A 22,411-nucleotide genomic window follows, 5' to 3' on the forward strand; every position below is an offset into this window, starting at 1 on the left:
CTACGTTCCGATGCTCCAAAGCTTCGCCTCAACCCTCCAAGGCTCGGACGCAGTCGTTCAAGCCTTGGTCACGATCTTCCAAAGCGAAGTCCCGGTCGTCCAGCCCTCGGTTTCGGTTGTTCACGGCCGCACGGCAGGCACAGCGGGCCGGCTCAGTCCTCGGCTGGCCAGTGAGAAGCCGCCACCTCCAGGGCGTCCGGCTGGCCGGCGGCGGTTAGTCGATGCAGGTACCAGATGCCGGCGGCGGCTACCAGCGCTCCGGCCCCGATGCTGGCCAAATCCCCGGCCGAGGTTTGAGCCCAGGACGTCGCCTGGCCGTACGGCTGCCGGGTGAAGTACATGCCGGCCCAGGCCGCCGTGTTCACCGTGGCGTGCGACAGCACGCAGACGCGCACCGACCGGGTGCGGGTATACAGCCAGCCCTGAAACAGCCCTAGGCAAAAAGCCATCAGGCTTTGGGCGGGGTTGAAGTGAATGATGCCAAACAGCAGGCTGCTCTGCAGAATGGCGCGCGTCGGGCCGTAGTTGCGCGCCAGGCCCGGCAGCAGCAGCCCCCGAAACAGCCACTCTTCAATGACGGGCGCCGCCACGCAGATCAGCCCGAAGCTCAACGCCGGGTTCAGCATGAGCTGGTTGAACGCCGCATCCACGCCCCAGTGCGGCAGCCGCAGCCACTGCAGCGCCGACACGGCCAGGGCCACGCCGTAGGTGGTGAGTACCACCACGGCGCCCAGCACCGGACCATCGAAGCGGCCCCGCCAGCGCACGGGCTGAGCACGCCCTCCCGCCTGCGCCACCAGCCAAAACACCAGCCCCAGCTGCGCCAACTCGCCGAGCAGCATGGTCGGGCCGGTGCGCGTCGATTTGGGCAGCCACAGCAGGAAGCCCCCGGCCACAATGCCCGTCAACAGCATGGTGAGCAGGTACCAGCCCAGCACGCCCCAGCTTTCGGCGTAAGTCGGGTAGGCCGGCGGTGGCACGGCGGCCCGCTCAGCCGCTGCGGCTTCAATAAGTTCAGTCGGGGAAGCTTCGGCTTCGGAATAGGTAGGCTCCATTACGTGACGCGGATACCCTGCAAAATAGCCATTCTGCCCGGGCTAAAAACGACGCCGCCGCGTGTGGTCTGCTACCAGCCGGCCAGCCTACGCCACCTGGTTGCCTACCGGTTCCACCGTCGCATCCACCCCGATGCCCCGGCCCAGCTTGCTGTGCTTCTTGCCGTAGCCGAAGTAAATCACCAGGCCAATGGCCAGCCACACGAACAGGCGAATCCAGGTATCCAGGGGCAAACTCAGCATCATCACCAGGCAGGTGACGATGCCCAGGATGGGCACCAGCGGCACCCAGGGCGTGCGGAAGGCACGCGGGGCGTCGGGCTCCCGCTTGCGCATGATGAGCACGCCCACGCACACCATCACGAAGGCCAGCAGGGTGCCGATGCTGCACATCTCGCCCACCACCTGAATGGGCACCAGCCCCGCGAACAGGCTGATAAACGCGCCCAGCAGCAGGTTGGACTTGTGGGGCGTCTGAAAGCGCGGGTGAATTTCGGCGAAGACCCGCGGCAGCAGCCCGTCCCGGCTCATGGAGAAGAACACCCGGCTCTGGCCCAGCAAGTCGACCAGGATAACCGACGTATAGCCGATCAGAATGGCCCCGATAATGGCCGTTGACAGCCAGCCGTAAGGCGTCTTTTCGATGGCCACGGCCACCGGCGCGGCGCTGTTCTTGAACTCGGTGTAATGCGCCAGCCCCGTCATCACGTAGCCGAACACCACGAACAAAACCGTGCACACCACCAGCGAGCCAATGATGCCGATAGGCATGTTGCGCTGCGGATTTTTGGCCTCCTGCGCCATCGTGGCCACGATGTCGAAGCCGATGAACACGAAGAACACCACGCCCGCCCCGCGCAGAATGCCGCTCCAGCCAAACTCGCCGAATTTGCCGGTATTCTCGGGGATGTAGGGGTGGTAGTTGGCCGGATCGATGTAGCGCCAGCCCAGCCCGATGAACACCAGCACCACCGCCACCTTCAGGGCCACCACCACGGCGTTGAACCAGGCCGAGCCCTGCGTGCCGCGCACGATGATGGCCGTAATGGCCAGCACCACCAGCACCGCCGGTAGGTTCACCCAGCCGTGCACCACCGCGCCATCAGCCAGCTGCGCCGTTTCCCAGGGCGACATCACCAGCTGCGGCGGCAGGTGCAAGCCGTATTTAGCGAGGAACTTCACCAGGTACTGCGACCAGCTGATGGCCACCGTAGCCGCGCCCACCGAATATTCCAGCACCAAATCCCAGCCGATAATCCAGGCAAACAGCTCCCCCATCGTGGCGTAGGAGTAGGTGTAGGCCGAGCCGGCCACCGGTACCATGGAGGCAAATTCGGCGTAGCACAGGGCCGAAAACGCGCAGCCGATGGCCGCCACGATAAAGGAGAGCGTAACGGCCGGGCCGGTGTGGTTGGCGGCGGCAATGCCGGTGAGCGAAAACAGCCCCGCCCCGATGATGACACCCACGCCAATGGCAATGAGGTTGAGCGGGCCCAGGCTGCGCTTGAGCGTGTGCGAGCCGCTTTCCGCGGCTTCCAGCCGCAGCAGCTCCAAGGATTTTTTGAGCATAACACAAGGGCGGCGCCCGCCGCGGCGGACACCCGAAAACACCCGCGCATCCGCAGCGCGGCCTTCCTCCGACGCACCGGCGCGCAAAGCAGCCAGCCCGCATCGGCGGAAATCAGAAATAGAGAAAGGATGAAAAGGGCGGCCCGGGCGGCGCTTAGCGGCGGCTACGGGCGGCAATCAGCCGGCGACTCAGCCGACGGGAGCTTCAGCAACAACAGCAACAATGCGGCGCGGCGGCGGCAAAGCGGTTGGCAAACGAAGCGAAAAACGGGTGCGAAAAGCCCACGGCAACTTGTTTTTATATGGTCAGGACTTGGCACCGTTCGGGACGTTCCCGGGGGTTGCCGGCGCTTCACGGAGCCTGTCTCTCCACGCCTCTGTATAAAAACAATCCTTCAGCAGTAAAGAATTGGTGCCGCAAAGGTAGCCCCGGCGGCGCCCACTGTGCAAGCCCACGCCACCCGCAAACGCCGGCAGCCCGGCGCAGCGGCGGCCGCACGGCCTCCACCCCACCGGGCTGCACAAGTAAGTTTGGTTTCCTAGCTCAGAAAACGCGCGGCTAGTAATTGTACGACACGCCCGCCGACACGCCCGTCGACTGGCCCACGTTGCGGCCGGCCAGGTACTGGCTGGCGCCCAGAATGATGCCGACGCCCTTGCTCAGCGGCTTGTAGAGGCTCACGCCCACGCGGGTGTAGTTGACGCGGGTGGCGGTGAACAGCCCCGTGAAGCCGGGCTGCAGAATGTCGGTGCCCTTGCTGCTCGACTGCTGGTACGACACCCAGGCTTCGCCGTAGAGCTTCAGGCCGGCGTAGCCCACCTTGCCGTCGGCCACGAAGGCGTCGGGCACCGGGTTGGTGCGGGCGCTGTAGCCGGCCTGCCCCGTCACGAACACGCCCGAGGGCGTGCGCAGGTGCGCCACGCCCACCGTGGTGTACTTGGTGGCCCGGTTGCCGATGGCAATGATGTAGCCCAGATCGGCCTTGCTCTGGTAGCTGCTGGCGGGCGTACTCACGCCCACCGCGCCCAGCAGGTCGAGCTGGCTGTTGCCGACCGGCGCCGAATACGCCTTGAACTTCACGAAGGCCGAGAAGTCCTGCAAGCCGCTGCGGGTGTTGGTGTAGGTCGAACCCAGGGCGTCGAGCACCGTCTTGTTGGCCCGCCCCGTCGACTGGATAAACGGCAGACTCACCACGGCCTCGATCTTGTCGGTGAGGCCGTAGTTGGCAAACAGGCTCACCGAGGACACGCGCACTTCCCGGTAAATCGGCACGGCGTCGACTTTCTCGGGCACCAGAAACACGTTGCGGTAGCGCTCGGCCGTGCCGGTGAAAACCACCGAGCCGTGGCTTTTGCCGGCCATGAATCCGGTAATCAGACTTTGGGCCTGACCGGCCGTGGCAAGGCACAGCAGCGCGGCTCCGGTCAGGACGATGCGGCGGTAAGAGTGTGGCATAGAGGAGCAGGAAGTGGTGGAGGAAAGGGCGCTTCAGCGAGCAAGTCGGGCCGTTGAGAGGGCAGTTTCCGGTGCTTACCTAATTGAGGCGCGCTAGCTACGGGAACAAGATTACCTTCGGATTCCCATAGCGGGAGAAAAATTTGTTGAACGGGTAAATCCGCTCGCCCAACGCCCCCCGTTTGTAGTCGGCTTCGCCGTCAATCCGCCCAAATCACCTCCTCCGCCATGCCCACACCCCTACGCCTGTTTCTTCCCATCCTGGGAATAACCGCCGCTTCCCTGCTCGGCGGCTGCAACAAAAACACCGAAACGAACCCGTCGATTGCCGGCATTGCCGTGGCCAACGACGACTTCAGCGTGCTCGAAGACGCGGCTGTGCGCGGCGGGGTGGTGGGCATTCTGTCGAACCGAAACCCCGACCCGGCGTCCCAGGGCAACTACACCGTGTTTGCCCCCAACAATGCCGCCTTTGCCCGCCTCGGCCTGCGCAGCGCCCCCGATCTGCTGGCGCTCAACAAGGAATTTCTGACCAACACGCTGTTTTACCACGTGACGGGTGGCACCCTGCCGGGCAGCGCCCTGCAAGCCGGCAGCACCTCTGCTTCAGCACTTCAGGGCCTCACGCGGCGCGTCATCACCCGCGGCGGCAGCACCTACGTCAACGGCTCGCGCATTCTGGCCACCGACGTGCGCGCCTCCAACGGCACGGTCCACGTCATCGACAAAGTGCTGCTGGCCACGGGCGCCAACATCGTGGGCTCGGCCGTGGCCGTAAGCCAGGGCCAGGTGTTCGTGCAGCCCGACCTGACGTTCCTAGTAGAAGCCGTCCTTTACGCCGATCTGGCCGCCACGCTTTCCGGCCCCGGGCCGTTCACCGTGTTTGCCCCCAACGACCAGGCCTTCCGCAACCTGCTGACGACCGAGCGCGTCACGCCCGGCTCGCCCGCCGGCTACGTGCCCGCCGACGTGCGCAAGCTACCCAAAAGCACGGTAGAGGCGGTGCTGCTGCAGCACGCCCTGCCCGGCGCCAAATTCACCCCGGAGCTGCCCGAAAACGCCACGGCGGGCTCGGCTGGCGGCGGCAACGTCACCTTCGGCCCCTTCGTGGACGGCACGCTGACGGTGCGTGCCAACGGCAACAACGGGCAGACGGCCAACATGGTCATTCCCGATATCCAGTGCACCAACGGCGTGGTGCACGTCATCGACCGGGTGCTGATGCCCTAGCCGTTCGGCCACGCTTTGTTCCTCTTCGGCGACGCCCGCCGCTGGTTAGTCGCCCCGGGTGCGGCTGCAGCGGCGGGCTTGGCTACTTTTACGGCATGAAGAAGTTGTTTGCCAGCGGATTCGGCTGGTTGTTGCTCGTAGTACTCTGCCCATTGCTGGCCGCGGCCCAAACCCAGCCGGCCGTGAAAGCCACGCTCGAAGGCGAGTGGAAAGGCCCGCTGACGGTGCCCGGCGGCACTTTGCCGCTGAGCATCACGGTGACGGAGCTGGCCAACGGCACCCGCTTTGCCGTGCTCAGCGTGCCCGCCCAACGCATCAACCGCGCCCTGCTCACCGTCGACCTCAAGGCCGACACCGTCATTTTCGACTCGCAGGAGCTGGGCTGCAGCTACGTGTGCCTGCGCTCGGCCGACGGCCAGCAGCTGCAGGGCCAGTGGCGCCAGCAGGGCTTTGCTCCGTCCAGCCTCACGCTGCAGTTTACCCCGCTGCCGCCCCAGCCTAAGACGTTTAAGTTTCCGCCGCCCTACCGCGTGGAGGACGTGGCCTTCACCAGCGCCCACGACAACACCAAGCTGGCCGGCACGCTCACCGTGCCGCCCGGCGAGGGGCCCTTCCCCGCCGTACTGCTCCTCTCCGACCTCGGCCCCCAGGACCGCGACGCCACCCAGGGCGACTACAAGCTGTTCGGGGCCATGGCCGATTACCTCACCCGCCACGGCGTGGCCGTGCTCCGCCTCGACGATCGGGGCGTGGGCCAGTCGGGCGGCGACTGGCGCAGCGCCACCCCGCTCGATCTGCAGAAGGACGCCCAGGTGGCGCTGAACTTCCTGCGTACCCGCCCCCGCATCGACATTGCCCAGCTGGGCATCATCGGCGTTGGCACGGGGGCCAACGTGGCGCTGGAAGTGGCGGCCCAGCCGCTGGGGCCGGCCTTTGTGGTGTCGCTGGCCGGGGCGGGCACGCCCGGCTACGAGGTAATGGCGCAGCGCCCCGCGCTGGGCTTCCTGAAAGCCGGTGAAGCCGATACGGCCCAGGAAAACGCTGCCCGCCGCCGCCTGCGCCAGCAGCAGACCACGGCTGAGAAAGTGGCCGAGCTGCGCGCCAAAGGGGCCAACTCGGCCCAGATCGACACCTACGTGGGCCAGCAGCAGATGCGCCAGCGCGCCGCCGACAAAAAACAGCTCGACGGCCGCTACAAGCGCCAGCGCCCGATGATGGAAATCGTGCGCCACACCGCCGACAACGGCCAGGCCCAGGCCATCGTGCTGAACATGCTGCGCCAGCAGCAGCCCGACCTACCCGTCGCCGACGCCCAGGCCCTGGCGGCGGAAATGACCGCGCCCTGGTACCGCGCCTACCTCAACTACACGCCCACCGCCAACTTCGGGCAGCTGCGCGCCGCCATGCTCCTGCTCCACGGCACCGACGACCAGCAGCTGCAGCCCAGCAACCTCAACGCGCTGGAAAAGGCCCTGAAAGACAACAAACGCGCCCAGTTCCGCCGCCTCGAGGGCTTCAACCACACCTTCCAGGCCCCGCCGCAGGAGTGGCCGCTCATCAACGGCCAGCAGCAGCCCGTCGTGTCGCAGCAGGTGCAGCTGCTGATCCTGGAGTGGATTCGCAAGCAGGTGAAGGGCTAGGCTGAAAAGCAGCGGTGCCAGCCAGCCGACCACGACAACACCAGCCGTCATTGCGAGCAACGCGAAGCAATCTTTCCCCTCGCGGCCCAACGGCCCAACTGGCAGAAGCCCAAAACAACGCCGCCCGAAACCTACTATCTGCAGGTTCGGGCGGCGCTGTTTCGGTTGGTGCGTGCTGTGGCGGCGGTGCTACTAGAGGAAGGATTGCTTCGGCTACGCCTCGCAATGACGGCCGGCGTGGCCGTTGGCTAAGCTATTCTGGCTTGCCTTCCGCCGCTTCCGCCTCAAAATACCGCATCCGGTAGCAGTTCATGGCCGTTTCGCCGAGCTGCTCCAGCAGGCGGTAGTTGGCCACTGCCCCCACGGCCGCGCCGATGAACGGTATCAGCTGGGCCAGCTTGGCCAGGTCGATGTAGTCGCGGTACTCCTGCTGGAAGGTGCGCCAGTCGAAGTCGGCGGCGTCGGGCGGGAGGCTTTGGCGGTACTCTTCCCAGTGGGCCAGGCGCTGGTAGGTGGCGTTGCGGGTGTGCTGGCTGCTGAAAGCCAGCTGAAACACGTGCAGCAGGTATAGCCGCTCGGTGTAATCCTTCACGTCGTAGCCGTAGAGCGCGGCCACGTCGAAGAGCAGCTTGAGCTTGATGCCCAGCAGCAGCGGAAAATCCGTCAGCCCGACGAAGAAGCCGGCCGCGCCGGTGGCGGCGCCCTCCACCACGGCCACGTGCCGGTAGCGGCGGATGCGCTGGCGCACCACCGTCTCCCGCTCGGCCAGGGTGCCCTCGGTCAGCGGACGGCGCGTGAGGTGGGTGGAGCCGAACAGCACCCCGCGCACCATCTGCTTGATGGTGGCGGTTATGGCCTGATGCAGCTTCTCGGGCAGCAGGGCGTTCAGGCGCGTCTGCACCGTGCGGGTGAGGCGGTCGAGCGGGCCGGGCGCGGCCTGCATCTTCTGCTGCCAGCGGTGCAGTTCGGTGTAAGCGTGTTGGTCGGTGGGGCTCATTTTCAAGTTGGGGTATCCGGTGACGGCCAATAATGATTATTCCCTCAGTGCAGATTGACGTCGGCTGGCGGCAGGACCAGATGCTTTACCCGCAGGGAATCCAGGCGGTACCAGGCCGCTACGGCCTTATTCAGGTCGCTTGCGGCCTGCGTATCCAGCGTTTCGCCCAGAATCAGTACTTGCTGCGGCCTGATGTTTCGGATGGGTTCGACGACTAGGCGGCGCACGCCCTGCCGCCGCGCGGCGAGGATGGCGGCGTGCCGGTCCTGGTGCTGCTGCTGCCAGGCGCGGGCATTTTCGCGCAGTTCCTGCCAAGCCGCCCGCTCGGTGCCGCCGCCCATGATCAAGGTCACATACACTGCGGTGGGCCACCGGAGGCGACGTAAAAGTGGTTGCCAGATTCTCGGGCCGGACGTGGGCACGGCGGCCCATAGTGCCAGCAGCCAGCCGATCAGCACCCAGAAGTACAGAAAGTTCTGGGTGCGCGCGGCCGGGTAGCCCGACCAGGTTCGACCCAGCAGCAGTAGCAGCAGCAGCAGTCCGAGCAGCAGGAAGCTCAGACTACGGCCCAGCGGCATGGCCAGACCGGCCGGCCGCAGGTGCCGGTAGCGGTGGCCCACTCCAGACAGGAGCAGGGGCAGCACAGCCAGAGCCGTAGCCAGCCGCGGCTCGCTAAGCAGGGTATAGCTATGCGTGAGGCCGCGCCAGGCAATGCGTAGCAGGCCCGGCGAAGCGGCTTTGCCCTCGTAGACCATGCGGGCAACGTTGCCGGGCGCCAGCAGCGCCACGCTGCCGGCCAGCACCGCTACGCCCAGCAGAACCGCCCAGTAGCGCAGCGCCCGACGCAGGCCCTGCCGATAACAAACTGCGCAGCCCCCCGCCAGCACCCAGCCCAGCAGCAACAGGGCCAGTTCGTTGGCCCCGGCAATGGCCAATACGCATCCCACAGCCAGCCCGTACCAGGCTACGCGCCCAAAACCGGACCGGGCCCGCAAGGCCTGCAGCACCGCAATCGGCAACAGCAAGAGTAGGATGGCCGCCAGCTGGTAGACCACCACGCTGGCAAACCAGTAAAACGCCGAATTTGGACTTGGGTAGATATAGAGCTGGGCCAGCAGCAACAGCGCCGACCAGCCCGCGGCGCCCGGCCATGCCAGTTGTTGCCGGGTGAGCACGCGCAAGGCAAACGCCTGTACCCACCAGGTAGCGGCAAACACCAGCAGGGAAAAAGCCGGCAGCCCCCCGAGCCAGCCGTAGGTGAGCGGGTTCAGTGCCGTCAGCATCCACAGCGAGAAGTAGCGGCCGCTCCACGTAACGTACAGCTGCTTCAGGGCCGGCCAAGCACCCAGGTCGCGGGCCAGTGCGGCGTTGCCGTAGTCGTCCCAGTACGGAACGTTGAAGTAGCACAGCGCCAAGAAGGGCAACAGCAGGAGCACCAACAGCCCCCCCAGCAGCACCGGGCGACTGGCCAGCAGGCGGCGGCGCAACTTCCAGCTCGAAAGTATCTGTACTCTTTCGCGACGCGAATTGGGCATGTGCACCAGGGCAAGAGGTTAGGTGTAGCGGGGCTTCAGACCATAAATCCGCTCAATAATCTCCACCACCTTCAGCCCTTCCAAGGCGTTGGTCGTGGCGTAGCTGCGGCGCTGCACCGTGTCCACTACGTTTTCGATGACCTGCACGTGGTTGGCCGCCGAGCCCTGGTAAGGGCCGTAGTTATTGGCCGGGTTGGTGGGCGGCAGCGCGGGCATCACGTAATCCTGCACGTGGCAGTACTCCACTTTGTCCATGTACTGCCCGCCGAGGCGCAGGCTGCCGTGCTCGGCCACCACCGTCAGGGAGCTTTCCAGATTCCGGTCCCACACGGCGGTGCTGTACTGCAGGGTGCCCGAGCCGCCGCGCACCAGGTCGAACGTCACCAGCCCGCTGTCCTCAAATTCGGTGAGCTGCTGGTGGTTGAAGTCGCGGAAGCGGGCCGTGATGTTGTGGATGTCGCCGAACACCCAGTAGAGCAGATCGATGAAGTGGCTGAACTGGGTGAATAGCGTGCCGCCATCCTGCTCGCGGGTGCCGTGCCAGCTGCCGGGGCGGTAGTAGCGGGCGTCGCGGTTCCAGAAGCAGTTGAGCTGCACCAGGTAGATTTGGCCTAGGCGGCCCTCGTCGACCACCTGCTTCAGCCAGGCGGCGGGCGGCGAGTAGCGGTTCTGCATCACTCCGAACACCAGCCGGCCGGTTTGCAGGGCCGTGTGCACGAGGTCTTCGGCGTCGGCTTTGCGCAGGGCAATGGGCTTTTCGACCACCGCGTGCAGCCCCGCGCGCAGCCCCCGGATGGCCTGCGGGGCGTGCAGGTAATTCGGCGTGGCCACCGTCAGCACGTCGGCCTGGGGGCCGTGGGCGAGGTAATCGTCGAGGGAGGCGAAGAAGGGCACGCCCGGAAACTCGGCTTCGAGGCCCGGGCGCAGCGCCTCGTTGGTATCGATGAGGGCCGTGAGCGTGGCGCCGGGGTGGCGGGCCACCAGCGAGGCATGGCGCCGGCCGATGTGGCCCACGCCGCAGATAACAAAGCGGACCGGCGCCGCAGCAGCAGAAATAGAGTCGGAGGACAGCACGCCGCAAGCTCCGAAAAAAGCGCCGGATGCAATGACGACGCCCTGGCGCAAGTGCTTCGACGGGAGCCGCAGCGTGTACGAACCGATTCAGATTTCTGAAAAGAGTCGTACAACCGCTGCGGCATTCTTGTACGAGTGTTTTCAAAAAGGCTCACTTACTCGTACAACCCCACGCTGCAAAGCTGGTCCAGGTAAAAGCGCCGCCGCTCCTTCGTCGGAAGAAGCAGCGGCGCTTAACAGGTGGCGGAAGGCCCGCCGGCAACTCCTGCGCGGCACGGCTTCAGAGTGGCTCGTTGGTTGCTCGCATTGGCGGGCCGGGTTGCGGCTACAGCAGGCGCTTCAGCTCCTCGAAGTTGCTGTTGCTTACCGATCGGCCGGTGCAGCCCAGGGAGCGGGCGTTGTTCTGGATGGCCTGAATGCGGGAGCCGGGGTTGGGGTGGGTGCTCAGAAACTCCGGCGGGTTGGCGCTGCCCTGCTTTTCGGCCTTGATGAAGAAGCCGGCGGCCCCGTCACAGGCGTAGTAGCGGGTGCCGTTGAGGTACACCGTGGAGTACTTATCGGCTTCCTGCTCGAAGGTGCGGCTGAATTTCAACGTGCCCAGCCCGGCCAAGCCGCCGGCAATTTGGGCGACTAACCCTTGGTTTTTGCCCAGAATCATGCTGGCCAGAATGCCCACCCCGTACTGGCGCTGCAGCAGCTGGGTGCTGTGCCGCCGGTCGGCGTGGGCAATTTCGTGGCCGAGCACGCCCGCCAGCTGGCTTTCGTTGTCGAGGAACTTCACCAGGCCGGTAAACACGTAGATATGCCCGCCGGGCGTGGCAAAGGCGTTCTGGGTGGCGTCGTCCTTGATGAGCTTCACGTCCCAGGGAAACTTCGTGCGGTACTTCAGGTTGCCGTTGTCGAGCACGCGGTTTACCACGCCGTCGAGCAGCTGGTAGGCGCGGGCGTTGCTGCCGCGGGCCATCAACTGGCCCTTGGCCTGGTACATCGAGTCGGTCTGGTGGGCTACCTGGGCGCCCAGCGCTACATCCTGGTCGACGGAGAAAATATTGAAGCCCTGGGCCGGAGCGGCGGGCTTGGCTGCGGGCTGGTGTACGGCGGCGGCCGTCAGCCCGGCTACGGCCAGGGCGGAGGCGGCAAGGGTGTGCAGGGAACGGTTCATGGTCGGTTGAGAATCAATGGTGGCTTGTACGGCCGCCTAGAAAAAACGGTGCCAGCGCCGTTATGAGGTGGTGAATTGGTGAAATAGTGAGTTTCGCGTCAACGACACTCACCAGCTCACCATTCGCACCGCCGCCGCCACGTAAGCCACCTGCTCCGGCGTCAGCCCGGGGTGAATGGGCAGCGACAACACCGTGCGGCACAGCTGCTCGGCCACCGGAAACCGCCCTTCGCCGTAGCCCAGGTACGCGTAGGCCGGCTGCCGGTGCACCGGCACCGGGTAATACACCACCGAGGGCACGCCGTGGTGCTGCAGGTGCTGCTGCAGCGCGTCGCGCCGGGCTTCGGAGTGGAGCGTGAGGGTGTATTGGTGGAAGACGTGGCTGCTGCCGGCCTGCCGCTGCGGCGTGCGCAGACCGGGCACATCGGCCAGCAGGGCGTCGTACTGGGCGGCCACGCGCTGGCGGGCGGCCGTCCAGTCGGCCAGGTGGCGCAGCTTCACCCGCAGCAAAGCGGCCTGCAGGGTGTCGAGGCGGGAATTCAAGCCCAGGCGCTGGTGCACGTACTTGCGGCCGCGGGCCTGGCCGTGGTTGGCCAGCTCGTAGAGCAGGGTGGCGCGGGCCTCGTCGCGGGTGAGCAGGGCGCCGCCGTCGCCGAGGCAGCCCAGGTTTTTGGAGGGGAAAAACGACGTGGTGCCCACCTCCCCTACCGTGCCGGCGTGGGCCACAGCGCCATCGGGCATCTGCCAGGTGGCGCCGATGGCCTGGGCGTTGTCTTCGATCAAGGCCAGGCCGTGCCGGTCGGCCAGGGCGCGCAGTGCCGTCAGGTCGGCGCACTGCCCGTAGAGGTGTACGCAGAGAATGGCACGGGTGCGCGGCGTGATGGCGGCTTCGGCGGCGGCCGGGTCGAGGTTGAAGGTGCCGGGGTCGACGTCGGCGGGCACGGGGCGCAGGCCCAGGATGGCGGCGGCTTCGGCGGTGGCCACGTAGGTGAAAGCCGGCACGATGACCTCGTCGCCGGGCTGCAGGGCGAGGCTCATCAGGGCCAGCTGCAGGGCATCGGTGCCGTTGGCGCAGGGCACCACGCGGGCCCCGCCGAGGTAGCGGCCCAGCTCGTCGGCGAACAGCTGCACGTCGGCGCCCTGGATGAAAGCGCCCTCCTGCATCACGCGCCGCAGGGCCGCGTCAAGCTCGGGTTGAATGGCGGCGTGCTGGGCGGGCAGATCGAGCAGGCGGATGGGCGCGGGCGGGGCGGCGGGCAGCGGAGCAGGCAAAGCGGCAGATCGAAACGAAACCGCGCCACGCGGCGCGGGGCGCTAAAGATAGGCGACGCCGGCCGCTGCTGGCCCGAAAATCCGCCCGGGCTGATCCTTTCGCGGGCTGTATGCGTAACCTGCTATGTTGAGGCTGCGTTAATGCGGCCCAAACGCCCGCTGCCGCAACGCGGGCCCTTCCCCACCGTAACCTAGCTACGACCATGTTTAAGAAGACCCTGACCATCCACGCCCTCGCCCTGCTGCTGCTCGGTGGCGGCGTGGCTTTCACCAGCACCAGCTGCAACCGCGCCGACCGCCAGGAGGCCGCCGCCGAAACCGACCAGGCCTACGACGACTTTAAAACCTTCGTGGCCAACACCGAAACCAACGCCGAAGCCGTGGGCAACAAAACCCAGGCCGAGTGGGACGAGGAAACCAAGCAGCTCAAGGACGAATACGACGCCAAAGTGGCTGCCGCCGAAGCCGATATGGGCAACTGGGACGAGGCCCGCAAGCAGGAGTATGAGCAGCTCAAAACCCGCTACACCACCGCCTACGACAAGCGCGCCGCCGCCTACACGGCCAGCATGAGCGCCGGCGGGGCTTCGGCCAGCGCGGCCATGCCCACCAAGCCCGGCAAGTACTACACGCCGATGAACCCGGCCGCTCAGATTACGGCTGCCAACGCCCGCCAGACCTACGAGTCGTTTGTCAACAACGTCAAGCAAAACGGTGGCCAGTACGACATCGACGACTGGCGCTACGTGAATGCCGAATGGCGGGCCCTGGACGAGGCCTACGACAAAGTCAAAGGCGACATTCCGGCCAAGGACCTGGCTGAAATTCAGAAAGAGAAACTGAAGTACGCGGGCATCAAATCGGCCAATAAGACGGCCGTACGAGCCGAGCAAGCCGTTACCGACGTGAAAGGCGAGGCCCAGCAAGCCGAGGTAGACACCCGCGACGAGCGTAGCAAAGTCGGCCAGGCCGCTTCGAACACCGCCCAGGACGTGAAGCAGGCCGGCAAGGACGTAGGCCACGGCATCGGCCACGTCGCCAAGAAAGTCGGCGAGAAAACCAAGGAAGGCTACAAGGAAGTGAAGTCGGAAGTCAAAAACACCGACAACGACTAAGGACCACGGATTCGACGGATTTATCCGGATTCCACGGATTTTGTGGACGATTGTCGTCGAGTGAAGCGGCCCCTTCGGTTTTCCGAAGGGGCCGCTTTTCATTCCTCGCTGCACTCGGAATGAGCCCCGAAATGCCCGATTACGTCAATTCCTGCAGCAGCCACAGCAGCTTCAGCAGGTCGAAGGCGCGCAGGTTGGGCTTGGCTCCCAGTACTTGCCGGCGCAGGCGCGGCTCCAGCAGCTGCAGGGTGCGGCGGGCAGCAGTGGCCAGGCCCAGGCGGCCCAGCCGCAGCGCCATCGTCAGCAGCCGGGAGTCGGTGCCGAGGCCCTCGGCGCGGTACAGGGCGGCTAGGTTGCGCACCGCGTCGCGGGACTTGCGCAGAAACGCCTCGGCGGGTTCCAGGCCGTCGTGCAGCACGGGGTTGTCGAGGTGCAGCACCGGCACGCCCGCTTCGCGCAGGTGCCAGCCGAATTTGGTGTCCTCGTGGCCATAGCGGGTCAGTTCTTCATCGAGGCCGAACTGACGAAACACCGCAGCTTGAATCAGCAGGTTGTTGACCGTGAGCTGGGCGTAGGGCAGCTGCTGCCGCAGGGTGGCGGGGCGCTGCTCGCGCTGCCGGCCGTAGTGCCAGCGCAGGCGCAGGGCCGCGTCGGCAGGCGGAGTGGCGGGGTAGCAGGTGCCGCCCACGAGCACCGGTGCTTGGGCACTGGCAGCGGCGTAGCGGGCCAGAAACTGCGCGTCGGGCAGCGAGGAGTCGTTGTCGAGCAGCAGCAGCCAGGGGTATTGCGCCCGCGCCACCAGCTGGTTGCGAATGGCGGCGCGGCCCACGTTGCGCGGCAGCTCCTCGTACTGCACTCCCGGCAGCTCGGCCAGCAGCCGGTTTCGCTGCCGAAATTCCGGGGCCGAGCCGTCGTCGAGCAGCAGGATTTCGGCGGGGCCGGGCCAGTCGGGCAGCTGGGCCAGCAGGGCGCGCACCAGGCCTTCCACGGGCCAGTTGTACACCGGAATCAGCACCGAAAGCCCTGCGGGTTTCAATTAAAAATTCAGAATTAAAAATTAAAAATCAGCCGTTCGACCTGGCAGCCCAATGGCTATTTGCGACTCGTGGAAAAGTCGAGTCAGGCAGTTTAGCCCTCCCAATTCTTAATTCTTAATTCTTCATTATTAATTACCGATACCTGCCCGTCGGCGCAGCGGAATACGCGCTTGGGGTAGCGGTGAATCAGGTCGTAGTTGTGGGTGGCCATGAGCACGGCCGTGCCCGCGTTGTTGATTTCCAGAAACAGGCGCATGATGCCGTCGGTCACGTCCGGGTCGAGGTTGCCGGTGGGCTCGTCGGCCAGCAGCAGCACCGGCTCGTTGAGCAGGGCGCGGGCAATGACCACGCGCTGCTGCTCGCCGCCCGAGAGTTGGTGCGGCATTTTGGTGCCCACGCTGCTCAGGCCCACGCGCATGAGCACGTCCTGCACGCGCTGCTTCATCTTGGCGCGGTCCTGCCAGCCGGTGGCCTGCAGTACGAACAGCAGGTTCTGGGCCACGCTCCGGTCGTAGAGCAGCTGAAAATCCTGGAATACGATGCCCAGCTTGCGACGCAGGTAGGGCACTTTGGCCACAGCCAGCTTCTGCAGGGGGTAGCCCACCACCGTGCCCATGCCCTCGGGCAGCGGCAAATCGGCATAGAGCGTCTTCAGCAACGAGGTTTTGCCCGAGCCGGTGCGGCCTACCAGGTAGGCAAACTCGCCCTTGGCCACCGTCAATGACACATGCTGCAGCACCGTGTGAAAGTCCTGCATGATGCGCGCGTCGCGCAGCTCGATAACGGCGGGGGAAGATTCCATGCGGGGTCTTACGGGCGAAACAGTGGGGACCGGGCGCTAAAATAAGTATCCTGGGCGCCCGGCGCACGGCCCGACACCCAGGATACCTAAAAACCAGTCGGCTTAAATGGCCAGCGGCTGCAGCTTGCCGAACTCCAGCTGCTCGATAACGGCGGCCAGCTCGGCTTCCTTGCCCTCCAGCCCGTAGCGGTGCAAATCCTTCAGCGGGCGGTCGGCGCGGAAGTAGGCAATGAGCACGAAGTCACTGTCGCGGAGCTGGATGTAGTCCGGAATCTTCGCCTTGCCTTTGACTTTGATGATGTACACCGGGGTAGGAATTATGAATTATGAATGCTGAATTCTGAATTGAAGCCGCTAAACCGGTCCAAAACAGAATTCATAATTCATAATTCAACATTCATAATTCATTTAGCCGTTGACCTTTTTGTGGTCGGCCAGGAAGGTGGCCAGGCCTTTGTCGGTCAGGGGGTGGTTCAGCAGGCCGGTGATGACGCTGAGCGGGCAGGTCACCACGTCGGCGCCCACTTCGGCGCACTGAATCAGGTGCGGCACGTGGCGCAGCGAGGCGGCCAGCACCTGCGTGGGGTAGCCGTAGTTGCCGAAAATCTGCACGATCTGCTCGATGAGCTGAATGCCGTCGTGGCCGATGTCGTCGAGACGGCCGACGAAGGGCGACACGTAGGTGGCGCCGGCTTTGGCGGCCAGCAGAGCCTGCCCGGCCGTGAAAATCAGCGTGCAGTTGGTTTTGATGCCTTTCTCCGAGAAGTACTTGATGGCCTTCACGCCGTCGCGGATCATGGGCACTTTCACCACGATGTTGGGGTGCAGCTCGGCCAGCTCCTCGCCTTCGCGGATGATGTCCTCGTAGGTGGTGCCGATAACTTCGGCCGACACGTCGCCGTCCACCAGCTCGCAGATGCGCTTGTAGTGGGCCATCACGTTGTCCACGCCGCCGATGCCTTCCTTGGCCATCAGCGAGGGGTTGGTGGTTACGCCGTCGAGCACACCAAGCTCCACGGCTTCCTGAATGTCCTTCAGGTTGGCGGTGTCAATGAAAAACTTCATCGGGGGAAACGCTTAAAAAAGGAAAATGCTGGCCCAAAGCTAACCACGGATTCACCGGATTTTGCGGATGTCACGGATTTTGTGACCGGCACGGCATCGAAAACGAGGCCGATAGCCGGGCGTCGCGGGGCATCCCGCCGTGGACATGGCCCCACGGACGCGCTAGGGATAGGGCAAAAAAAAAGCGAACCAGTATCGCACCGCTTCAACCGCCTGCCCTTGCTACCTTCCGGTCCTGGGGGAGTTCAGCGGGAGCTGGTCGTACTGATTCGCCGCTGCAAAGATACAACGGCAATTCGGCCCGAAACAAGCTCGGGCATCGAATTGCCGCAAAAAACTGCGTCAGGAGCTTCCCCAGCCCGCCAAACAAGCTGGTTTATAACCACTCCGGGCCGCAAAAAAAACAGCTCAGCGCAGCGGCGCCACGCGCAAAGCCGCCCCAAAGCTGATCTGGGTAGCGAAGTGCCGGAAGGCGTAGCGCTGCCCGTCGAGCTCGATGTCGCGGGCCACGTGCAGCAGGCTGCGCTCGTAGCGGGCGGTGAGCAGCACGCGGCCCAGCTCGTAGCCCACGCCGGCCTGCCAGGCCAGCCCGTTGCGGCGCATGCTGTGGTTGATGCTCTCCACGATGCGCATCGCGTAGCCCTGGTCGAGCCGCTCGTAGCCGGTGGGAATGCGCCGGGCCAGCACCGGGCCGCCCAGCACCAGCAGGCGCCGGGTGAGGCGGTAGCCCACGGGCAGGGCCAGGTTGAGCCGCTGCCAGTCCTGGCTGGTGGAGAGGGCGCTGAAGTCGGCGTTGGGCGGCGTGCCCGGGCCGTTATTGGCGGCCGTATTGGTGACGCGGTGCCAGCTCTGGCTGCGCGAATACGAGGCCTCGGGCTGCACCAACCAGCGGCGGCCGGGGCCGAAGTTGTAGCGCGCCCAGAACCCAATGCGGAAGCCGGGGGCGGGCGTGGTCATGCGCGGCACCACCCGGTACTGGCCCACCGAAAAGGCTGGGCGCTGGTTGGTGACGCGAAACAAATCGTGGCCCATGAGCAGGCCGCCCTGCCAGGCCGAGGGCGCTGGAGCAACAGGCTTGGGTGTTACGGCCGGGGGCGGCGGGGGTACGGCCGCCCCGCCGGGCGGCAGCATATCCAGCGACTGGGCCTGTGCGGCGCCGGTCGTGAGGAGGAGGAGAAGTAAAAGTTTTTGCACGCGGGTAAGAGGAGGGCAGAATTTCGGAACGTGGTGTAAGAAAGCGAATTCCGCATATTCAATGCAAGCCGTTTCCCGCGTTTTCGGCGGCGTGCCCAAATAATCAAGCCGGGTCTTTTTCGCATCCTAATCGGCCCCGCCCGCCCGGGCCCACGCGGGCCGCCGGCGCATTAGCCCGCGCCCCGAGCTTGGATGGCAAGGGTTTGCGGCCCTACCTTTGCCCATGCCTCAACAGATTCTGATCCTTGATTTCGGGTCGCAGTACACCCAGCTGATTGCGCGGCGCATCCGCGAGCTGAACGTGTTCTGCGAAATTCACCCCTTCACGCACGCCCCGGACCTCACTGAGGATATCCGGGGCGTTGTGCTTTCAGGTAGTCCGTGCTCGGTGCGCGACCCGGAGGCACCCAACCCCGACCTCAGCAAGTACCTGGGCCACGTGCCGGTGCTCGGCGTGTGCTACGGGGCGCAGTTGCTAGCCCAGCAGGGCGGCGGCGAAGTGCTGCCGGCCACCATCCGCGAGTACGGCCGCGCCCGGCTGCACCACATCGAGCAAAGCTCCCCGCTGATGCAAGGCCTGAGCCTGGACTCGCAGGTGTGGATGTCGCACGGCGACACGATTAAGACCTTGCCCAAGGGCTACGAGGTCATTGCCAGCACCCCGGAAGTGGAAGTGGCCGCCTACCACATCGAAGGGCAGCCCACCTACGGCATCCAGTTTCACCCCGAAGTCACGCACTCGACGCAGGGCAAGCAGCTGCTGCGCAACTTCGTGGTCGACATCTGCCAGTGCGCCCAGGACTGGACGCCCGAGCACTACGTCGATTCCTCGGTGGTGGCGCTGCAGCGCACCATCGGCCCCGACGACCAGGTGATTCTGGGCCTCTCGGGCGGCGTCGACTCGTCGGTGGCAGCCCTGCTGCTGCACCGGGCCATCGGGCCGCGCCTACACGGCATCTTCGTCAACAACGGGCTGCTGCGCAAAGAGGAGTTTGAGAGCGTGCTTCACTCCTACCAGGGCCTGGGCCTGAACGTGACCGGCGTGGACGCGTCGGAGGAGTTTTACGCCGCGCTCAAGGGCCTCTCCGACCCCGAGCAGAAGCGCAAGGCCATCGGCCGCACCTTCATCGAGGTGTTCGACCGGGAGGCGCACAAAGTAGAGGGCGCCCGGTGGCTGGCCCAGGGCACCATCTACCCCGACGTGATTGAGTCGGTGTCGGTGAAGGGCCCGGCGGTGACTATCAAGAGCCACCACAACGTGGGCGGGCTGCCCGAGCAGATGAACCTGAAGGTGGTGGAGCCGCTGCGCATGCTCTTCAAGGACGAGGTGCGCGAAGTGGGCGAAACCCTCGGGCTGCCCCACCACATCTTGCACCGCCACCCCTTCCCCGGCCCCGGCCTGGGCATCCGCATCCTGGGCGACATCACGCCCGAAAAAGTGCAGCTGTTGCAGGCGGCCGACGCGGTGTTTATCGACGCCCTGCACCAGACCGGCCTCTACGAGAAGGTGTGGCAGGCCGGCGCCATCCTGCTGCCCATTCACAGCGTGGGCGTGATGGGCGACGAGCGGACCTACGAGCAGGTGGTGGCCCTGCGCGCCGTCACCAGCGTCGACGGCATGACGGCCGACTGGGCCCACCTGCCCTACGAGTTCCTGGCCGACGTGTCGAACAAAATCATCAACCAAGTGCGCGGCATCAACCGCGTGGTGTACGACATTTCGTCGAAGCCGCCGGCGACGATTGAGTGGGAATAAACCAAAGTGGTGAAATGGAGAGGTGGTGAACTGGTGAGTTGACGTTCCGACGGCCTCTCATCCTACCATACCTCCGTTAGCGTCAACGGCCCCGGCAACACGTGTTGCCGGGGCCGTTTGCGCATTCACCCCAAATGTCAAACTCACCAGTTCACCATCTCACCATTTCACCTAATGCCCACCGGGTTTTGCACCTCGATTTCGAGGCGCTCCAGCTTGGTGATGGGCACGTACTGGTTGTCGTGGGCCTGCTGGGGGTAGCCGATGCCCGGAAACAGCGTGCCCGACACGGGGCCGCTATTGGCCAGCGGCTGCTGGAAAGCGGGGCCGTTCTGGTGCAGCTGCGAGCCGAAATAGTAGAGCAGCTCGTAGCCCGAGGCGGCAAACACCGAGGGCGGAATATTCTGCTGCTGGGTGTAAAGCTGGCGGAAGCGGCGCACGCCGGGCAGAGCGAGGTCGAGGTACTTGGGCTGCAGGAAGTGAATGTCGCGTCGGTCGAGCTGGCCGAGGCTGATGCTGGGGTTTTCCTGCCAGGAAGCGTAGGTAATCAGCGGCATGGTCAGGCCCTGGGTCTGCATCACGCCCAGCGCGAAGGGTCCGGCCTTGCGGTGGTCGGAGGCCACCACGAGGTGCCCGGCGCTTGTCAAATCGAGCCCGCCGAAGCCGGCGTTGAGGCTTTCTGCGTTGTCGGAATCGATGCGGCGCATGGCCGATACCTTGCCGCCGAGGGCCTCGTAGGTTTTCTTGTAGGCCTCGGCGAAGGCCGCGTCGTCCTTGGTGTCTTCGTAGAACACCACGGCCGGGCGACTATTATTAAAGGTGCGGTAGGCGTATTCGGCGGCCACGCGGCCCTGGGTGGCGGTGCTTGGCTCGTAGAGGTAGTACCAGGCGTTGTCCTGCACCAGGGAGCCGTCCTGCGAGAGGGGATTCACGGCCACAATCTGGTTTTGCTGGGCGTAGCGGGCCAGAATGCGGGCGCCGGTCTTATACACCGGCCCGATAATCAGGTCCATGCCGGCCAGCTCGGGCTGCTGCAGGAGCTGCTTAAGCTGCAGGGTGTCGGCGCCGGTATCGTATGCGTAGAGGTTCACGAAACGGCCCTCGCGCTGCAGCGAGTCCTGGGCCAGCTTCATGCCGGCGTACAGATCGGTGACGAACTGCAGGCGGCGGCGCGTCTCCCAGCTCGGGTCGTCGAACTCGAACGGGAGCAGCACGGCCACGTTGTAGCTGGTCTTTTTCTGGGGCCGGGGGCGTGGGGAGTAGCGGGTGCGGTCGAGGCCGTACTGCTGCACCAGCTGGTCGAGCTGCGGGCGGTCGGCATCGGTGTAGAGGCCGCCGAAGACCAGCTGCTCGGCGTAGGCGCGGGCCAGCACGGTGTCCTGGGGGTAGCGGCGCACCAGGTTTTGCCAGAGGGCTTTGTCGCGCAGGCGGGCCAGGTAGGTGGTTTTCATGGCCGTGCGCGGAGCGCGCAGCTGGGTGGCCGGAATCTGGCCGAGCACCTGCAGGGCGTTATCGGTGTCGCCCTGCTCGAAGGACACCTGTCCCTGCAGGAAGTACGCGTCGGGCAGGCCCGGCCACTGCGGGTACTCGGTGCGCAGCAGGTTGAGCATCTGCTCGGCCTCGGCCCAGCGCCGGGCGCGGCTGGCGGCCACGGCGTAGAGGTAAGCCGCTTCGGGCGCTTTGGCAAACTTAGCCGCGGGCGCCGTGAGCGGCAGCAGCTCCTCCATGGCCAGGTCGTAGCGGGTTTGGTCGATGAGCGTCTTGCCGTTGCGGTAGCGGGTGTTCGGGTCCTGGGAGCCGAGGTTGGCGGGCAGCGGCGGGGCGGGTTTCGGCGCGGGCTTCGGGGCGGCCGGGGCCGTGACGGGCGCGGCGGTAGTGGCTGCTTTGGCCGGGGTGCTGGTGCCAGCGGCGGGCTTGGCAGTGGTGCCGGCGGCCTTGGGCGCGGTGGTGGTCGTGGGCTTGGCGCCGGGGGCGGTGCTGCCGGGCTTCGCGGGCGTTTGCGTGGTTTTGCCGGGCGCCGCCGCGGGCTTCGGGGTGGCACTGGTCGCCGGCTTGGTAGCCGCTGGTTTGGCCGGGGCTGGCTTGGTCGGCGTGGGCTGCTGGGCCAGCACCGGCCCGGCCAGCACCGACGACGTCACGAGAAAGCACGCGAGAAAGGACCGCATAGGGGAAAGTGGTCAACGGGGAGGACAACCCAGGCCGCTCAGGCCGGCCCGGTGGGCAAAGGTACACAGTTGCCCTGCCCCGCGATACGGCTCGCGCCCGCCGCCCCCAGGAGCTTCCGTCATTTTGCCCGCCGAATCCAGCTTTTTTAACGCAGGTTTAAGCTCACCTTAATCTGAGCTTAAGACGCTTCTCATTACTTGCGGGTGAATGCTGCATGAGTGTGAGTCGTGAAGCGCGTCGTCCAATCGGGCGGGGCGCTTCACCTTTTCATCAGCGCCCAGCGCAA

18 protein-coding genes, 1 other RNA gene and 1 riboswitch are annotated in these 22,411 nt (G+C 65.5%); of the genes, 4 read left to right on the plus strand and 15 right to left on the minus strand.

From position 1 onward, the window contains the following. Positions 1-152 precede the first annotated feature (152 nt). The 3 genes from FDY95_RS02225 to FDY95_RS02235 form a co-directional block, all read right to left on the minus strand. Positions 153-1,055, minus strand: a complete 903-nt coding sequence (locus FDY95_RS02225) for a CPBP family intramembrane glutamic endopeptidase (protein ID WP_138075079.1) — start codon at positions 1,053-1,055, stop codon at positions 153-155. Positions 1,056-1,142: 87 nt separating this feature from the next. After that, positions 1,143-2,624 carry an amino acid permease gene (locus FDY95_RS02230; RefSeq protein WP_138075080.1) on the minus strand — a complete coding sequence of 494 codons (1,482 nt, stop codon included), beginning with the start codon at positions 2,622-2,624 and terminating at the stop codon, positions 1,143-1,145. A 295-nt stretch (positions 2,625-2,919) separates the two neighbouring features. Continuing rightward, positions 2,920-3,012: riboswitch (SAM riboswitch) on the minus strand. 171 nt (positions 3,013-3,183) lie between these two features. Then, positions 3,184-4,080, minus strand: a complete 897-nt coding sequence (locus FDY95_RS02235; protein ID WP_138075081.1) for a hypothetical protein — start codon at positions 4,078-4,080, stop codon at positions 3,184-3,186. A gap of 228 nt (positions 4,081-4,308) precedes the next feature. On the opposite strand from FDY95_RS02235, the gene FDY95_RS02240 reads away from it, so the two are divergent. Both FDY95_RS02240 and FDY95_RS02245 read left to right on the plus strand, forming a co-directional pair. Next, positions 4,309-5,310 (plus strand): fasciclin domain-containing protein, encoded by a 1,002-nt coding sequence (locus FDY95_RS02240; protein WP_138075082.1) that lies wholly within the window; start codon positions 4,309-4,311, stop codon positions 5,308-5,310. Positions 5,311-5,405: 95 nt separating this feature from the next. After that, positions 5,406-6,950 carry an alpha/beta hydrolase family protein gene (locus FDY95_RS02245; RefSeq protein ID WP_138075083.1) on the plus strand — a complete coding sequence of 515 codons (1,545 nt, stop codon included), beginning with the start codon at positions 5,406-5,408 and terminating at the stop codon, positions 6,948-6,950. Between the two features lie 253 nt (positions 6,951-7,203). On the opposite strand, the gene FDY95_RS02250 is transcribed toward FDY95_RS02245, so the two are convergent. The 5 genes from FDY95_RS02250 to FDY95_RS02270 form a co-directional block, all read right to left on the minus strand. Then, the gene (locus FDY95_RS02250; RefSeq protein WP_138075084.1) at positions 7,204-7,947 is read right to left on the minus strand and encodes an EcsC family protein; all 744 of its coding nucleotides are present in this window, start codon (positions 7,945-7,947) and stop codon (positions 7,204-7,206) included. A gap of 44 nt (positions 7,948-7,991) precedes the next feature. Beyond that, positions 7,992-9,482 (minus strand): hypothetical protein, encoded by a 1,491-nt coding sequence (locus FDY95_RS02255; RefSeq protein ID WP_138075085.1) that lies wholly within the window; start codon positions 9,480-9,482, stop codon positions 7,992-7,994. Between the two features lie 18 nt (positions 9,483-9,500). Further along, positions 9,501-10,556, minus strand: coding sequence for a Gfo/Idh/MocA family protein (locus FDY95_RS02260; protein ID WP_246073903.1), 1,056 nt, complete (start codon positions 10,554-10,556; stop codon positions 9,501-9,503). 325 nt (positions 10,557-10,881) lie between these two features. After that, complete coding sequence (locus tag FDY95_RS02265) at positions 10,882-11,718, minus strand: M48 family metalloprotease (protein WP_138075086.1); 837 nt, start codon at positions 11,716-11,718, stop codon at positions 10,882-10,884. A 108-nt stretch (positions 11,719-11,826) separates the two neighbouring features. Further along, the gene (locus FDY95_RS02270) at positions 11,827-12,990 is read right to left on the minus strand and encodes a DegT/DnrJ/EryC1/StrS family aminotransferase (RefSeq protein WP_246073904.1); all 1,164 of its coding nucleotides are present in this window, start codon (positions 12,988-12,990) and stop codon (positions 11,827-11,829) included. Between the two features lie 203 nt (positions 12,991-13,193). Between FDY95_RS02270 and FDY95_RS02275 the strand changes: the two genes are divergently transcribed. Continuing rightward, entirely contained in the window at positions 13,194-14,105 is a 912-nt protein-coding gene (locus tag FDY95_RS02275; RefSeq protein WP_138075087.1) for a hypothetical protein, read from the plus strand. Positions 14,106-14,244: 139 nt separating this feature from the next. Here FDY95_RS02275 and FDY95_RS02280 read toward each other — a convergent pair whose 3' ends face one another. The 6 genes from FDY95_RS02280 to FDY95_RS02305 all read right to left on the minus strand — a co-directional run bounded on the left by FDY95_RS02280 (position 14,245) and on the right by FDY95_RS02305 (position 18,203). Then, positions 14,245-15,141 (minus strand): glycosyltransferase family 2 protein, encoded by an 897-nt coding sequence (locus tag FDY95_RS02280; protein WP_138075088.1) that lies wholly within the window; start codon positions 15,139-15,141, stop codon positions 14,245-14,247. 92 nt (positions 15,142-15,233) lie between these two features. After that, the gene (locus tag FDY95_RS02285) at positions 15,234-15,944 is read right to left on the minus strand and encodes a cell division ATP-binding protein FtsE (protein WP_138075089.1); all 711 of its coding nucleotides are present in this window, start codon (positions 15,942-15,944) and stop codon (positions 15,234-15,236) included. Between the two features lie 102 nt (positions 15,945-16,046). After that, positions 16,047-16,250, minus strand: a complete 204-nt coding sequence (locus FDY95_RS02290) for a fructose-6-phosphate aldolase (RefSeq protein WP_138075090.1) — start codon at positions 16,248-16,250, stop codon at positions 16,047-16,049. 102 nt (positions 16,251-16,352) lie between these two features. Further along, on the minus strand, positions 16,353-17,009 hold the full coding sequence (gene fsa, locus FDY95_RS02295; protein ID WP_111476363.1) for a fructose-6-phosphate aldolase: 657 nt from the start codon (positions 17,007-17,009) through the stop codon (positions 16,353-16,355). Between the two features lie 178 nt (positions 17,010-17,187). After that, positions 17,188-17,285: signal recognition particle sRNA small type (ffs, locus tag FDY95_RS02300), an RNA gene on the minus strand. A gap of 132 nt (positions 17,286-17,417) precedes the next feature. Then, positions 17,418-18,203: an outer membrane beta-barrel protein gene (locus FDY95_RS02305; protein WP_138075091.1), complete on the minus strand. Its 786-nt coding sequence runs from the start codon at positions 18,201-18,203 to the stop codon at positions 17,418-17,420. Positions 18,204-18,426: 223 nt separating this feature from the next. Between FDY95_RS02305 and guaA the strand changes: the two genes are divergently transcribed. Further along, complete coding sequence (gene guaA, locus FDY95_RS02310; protein ID WP_138075092.1) at positions 18,427-19,959, plus strand: glutamine-hydrolyzing GMP synthase; 1,533 nt, start codon at positions 18,427-18,429, stop codon at positions 19,957-19,959. A gap of 167 nt (positions 19,960-20,126) precedes the next feature. On the opposite strand, the gene FDY95_RS02315 is transcribed toward guaA, so the two are convergent. Next, positions 20,127-22,124 (minus strand): ABC transporter substrate-binding protein, encoded by a 1,998-nt coding sequence (locus FDY95_RS02315; protein ID WP_138075093.1) that lies wholly within the window; start codon positions 22,122-22,124, stop codon positions 20,127-20,129. Positions 22,125-22,411: the final 287 nt, after the last annotated feature.

It is taken from the genome of Hymenobacter jeollabukensis, from assembly GCF_005771675.1.
In the GTDB taxonomy this organism is placed as follows: domain Bacteria; phylum Bacteroidota; class Bacteroidia; order Cytophagales; family Hymenobacteraceae; genus Solirubrum; species Solirubrum jeollabukense.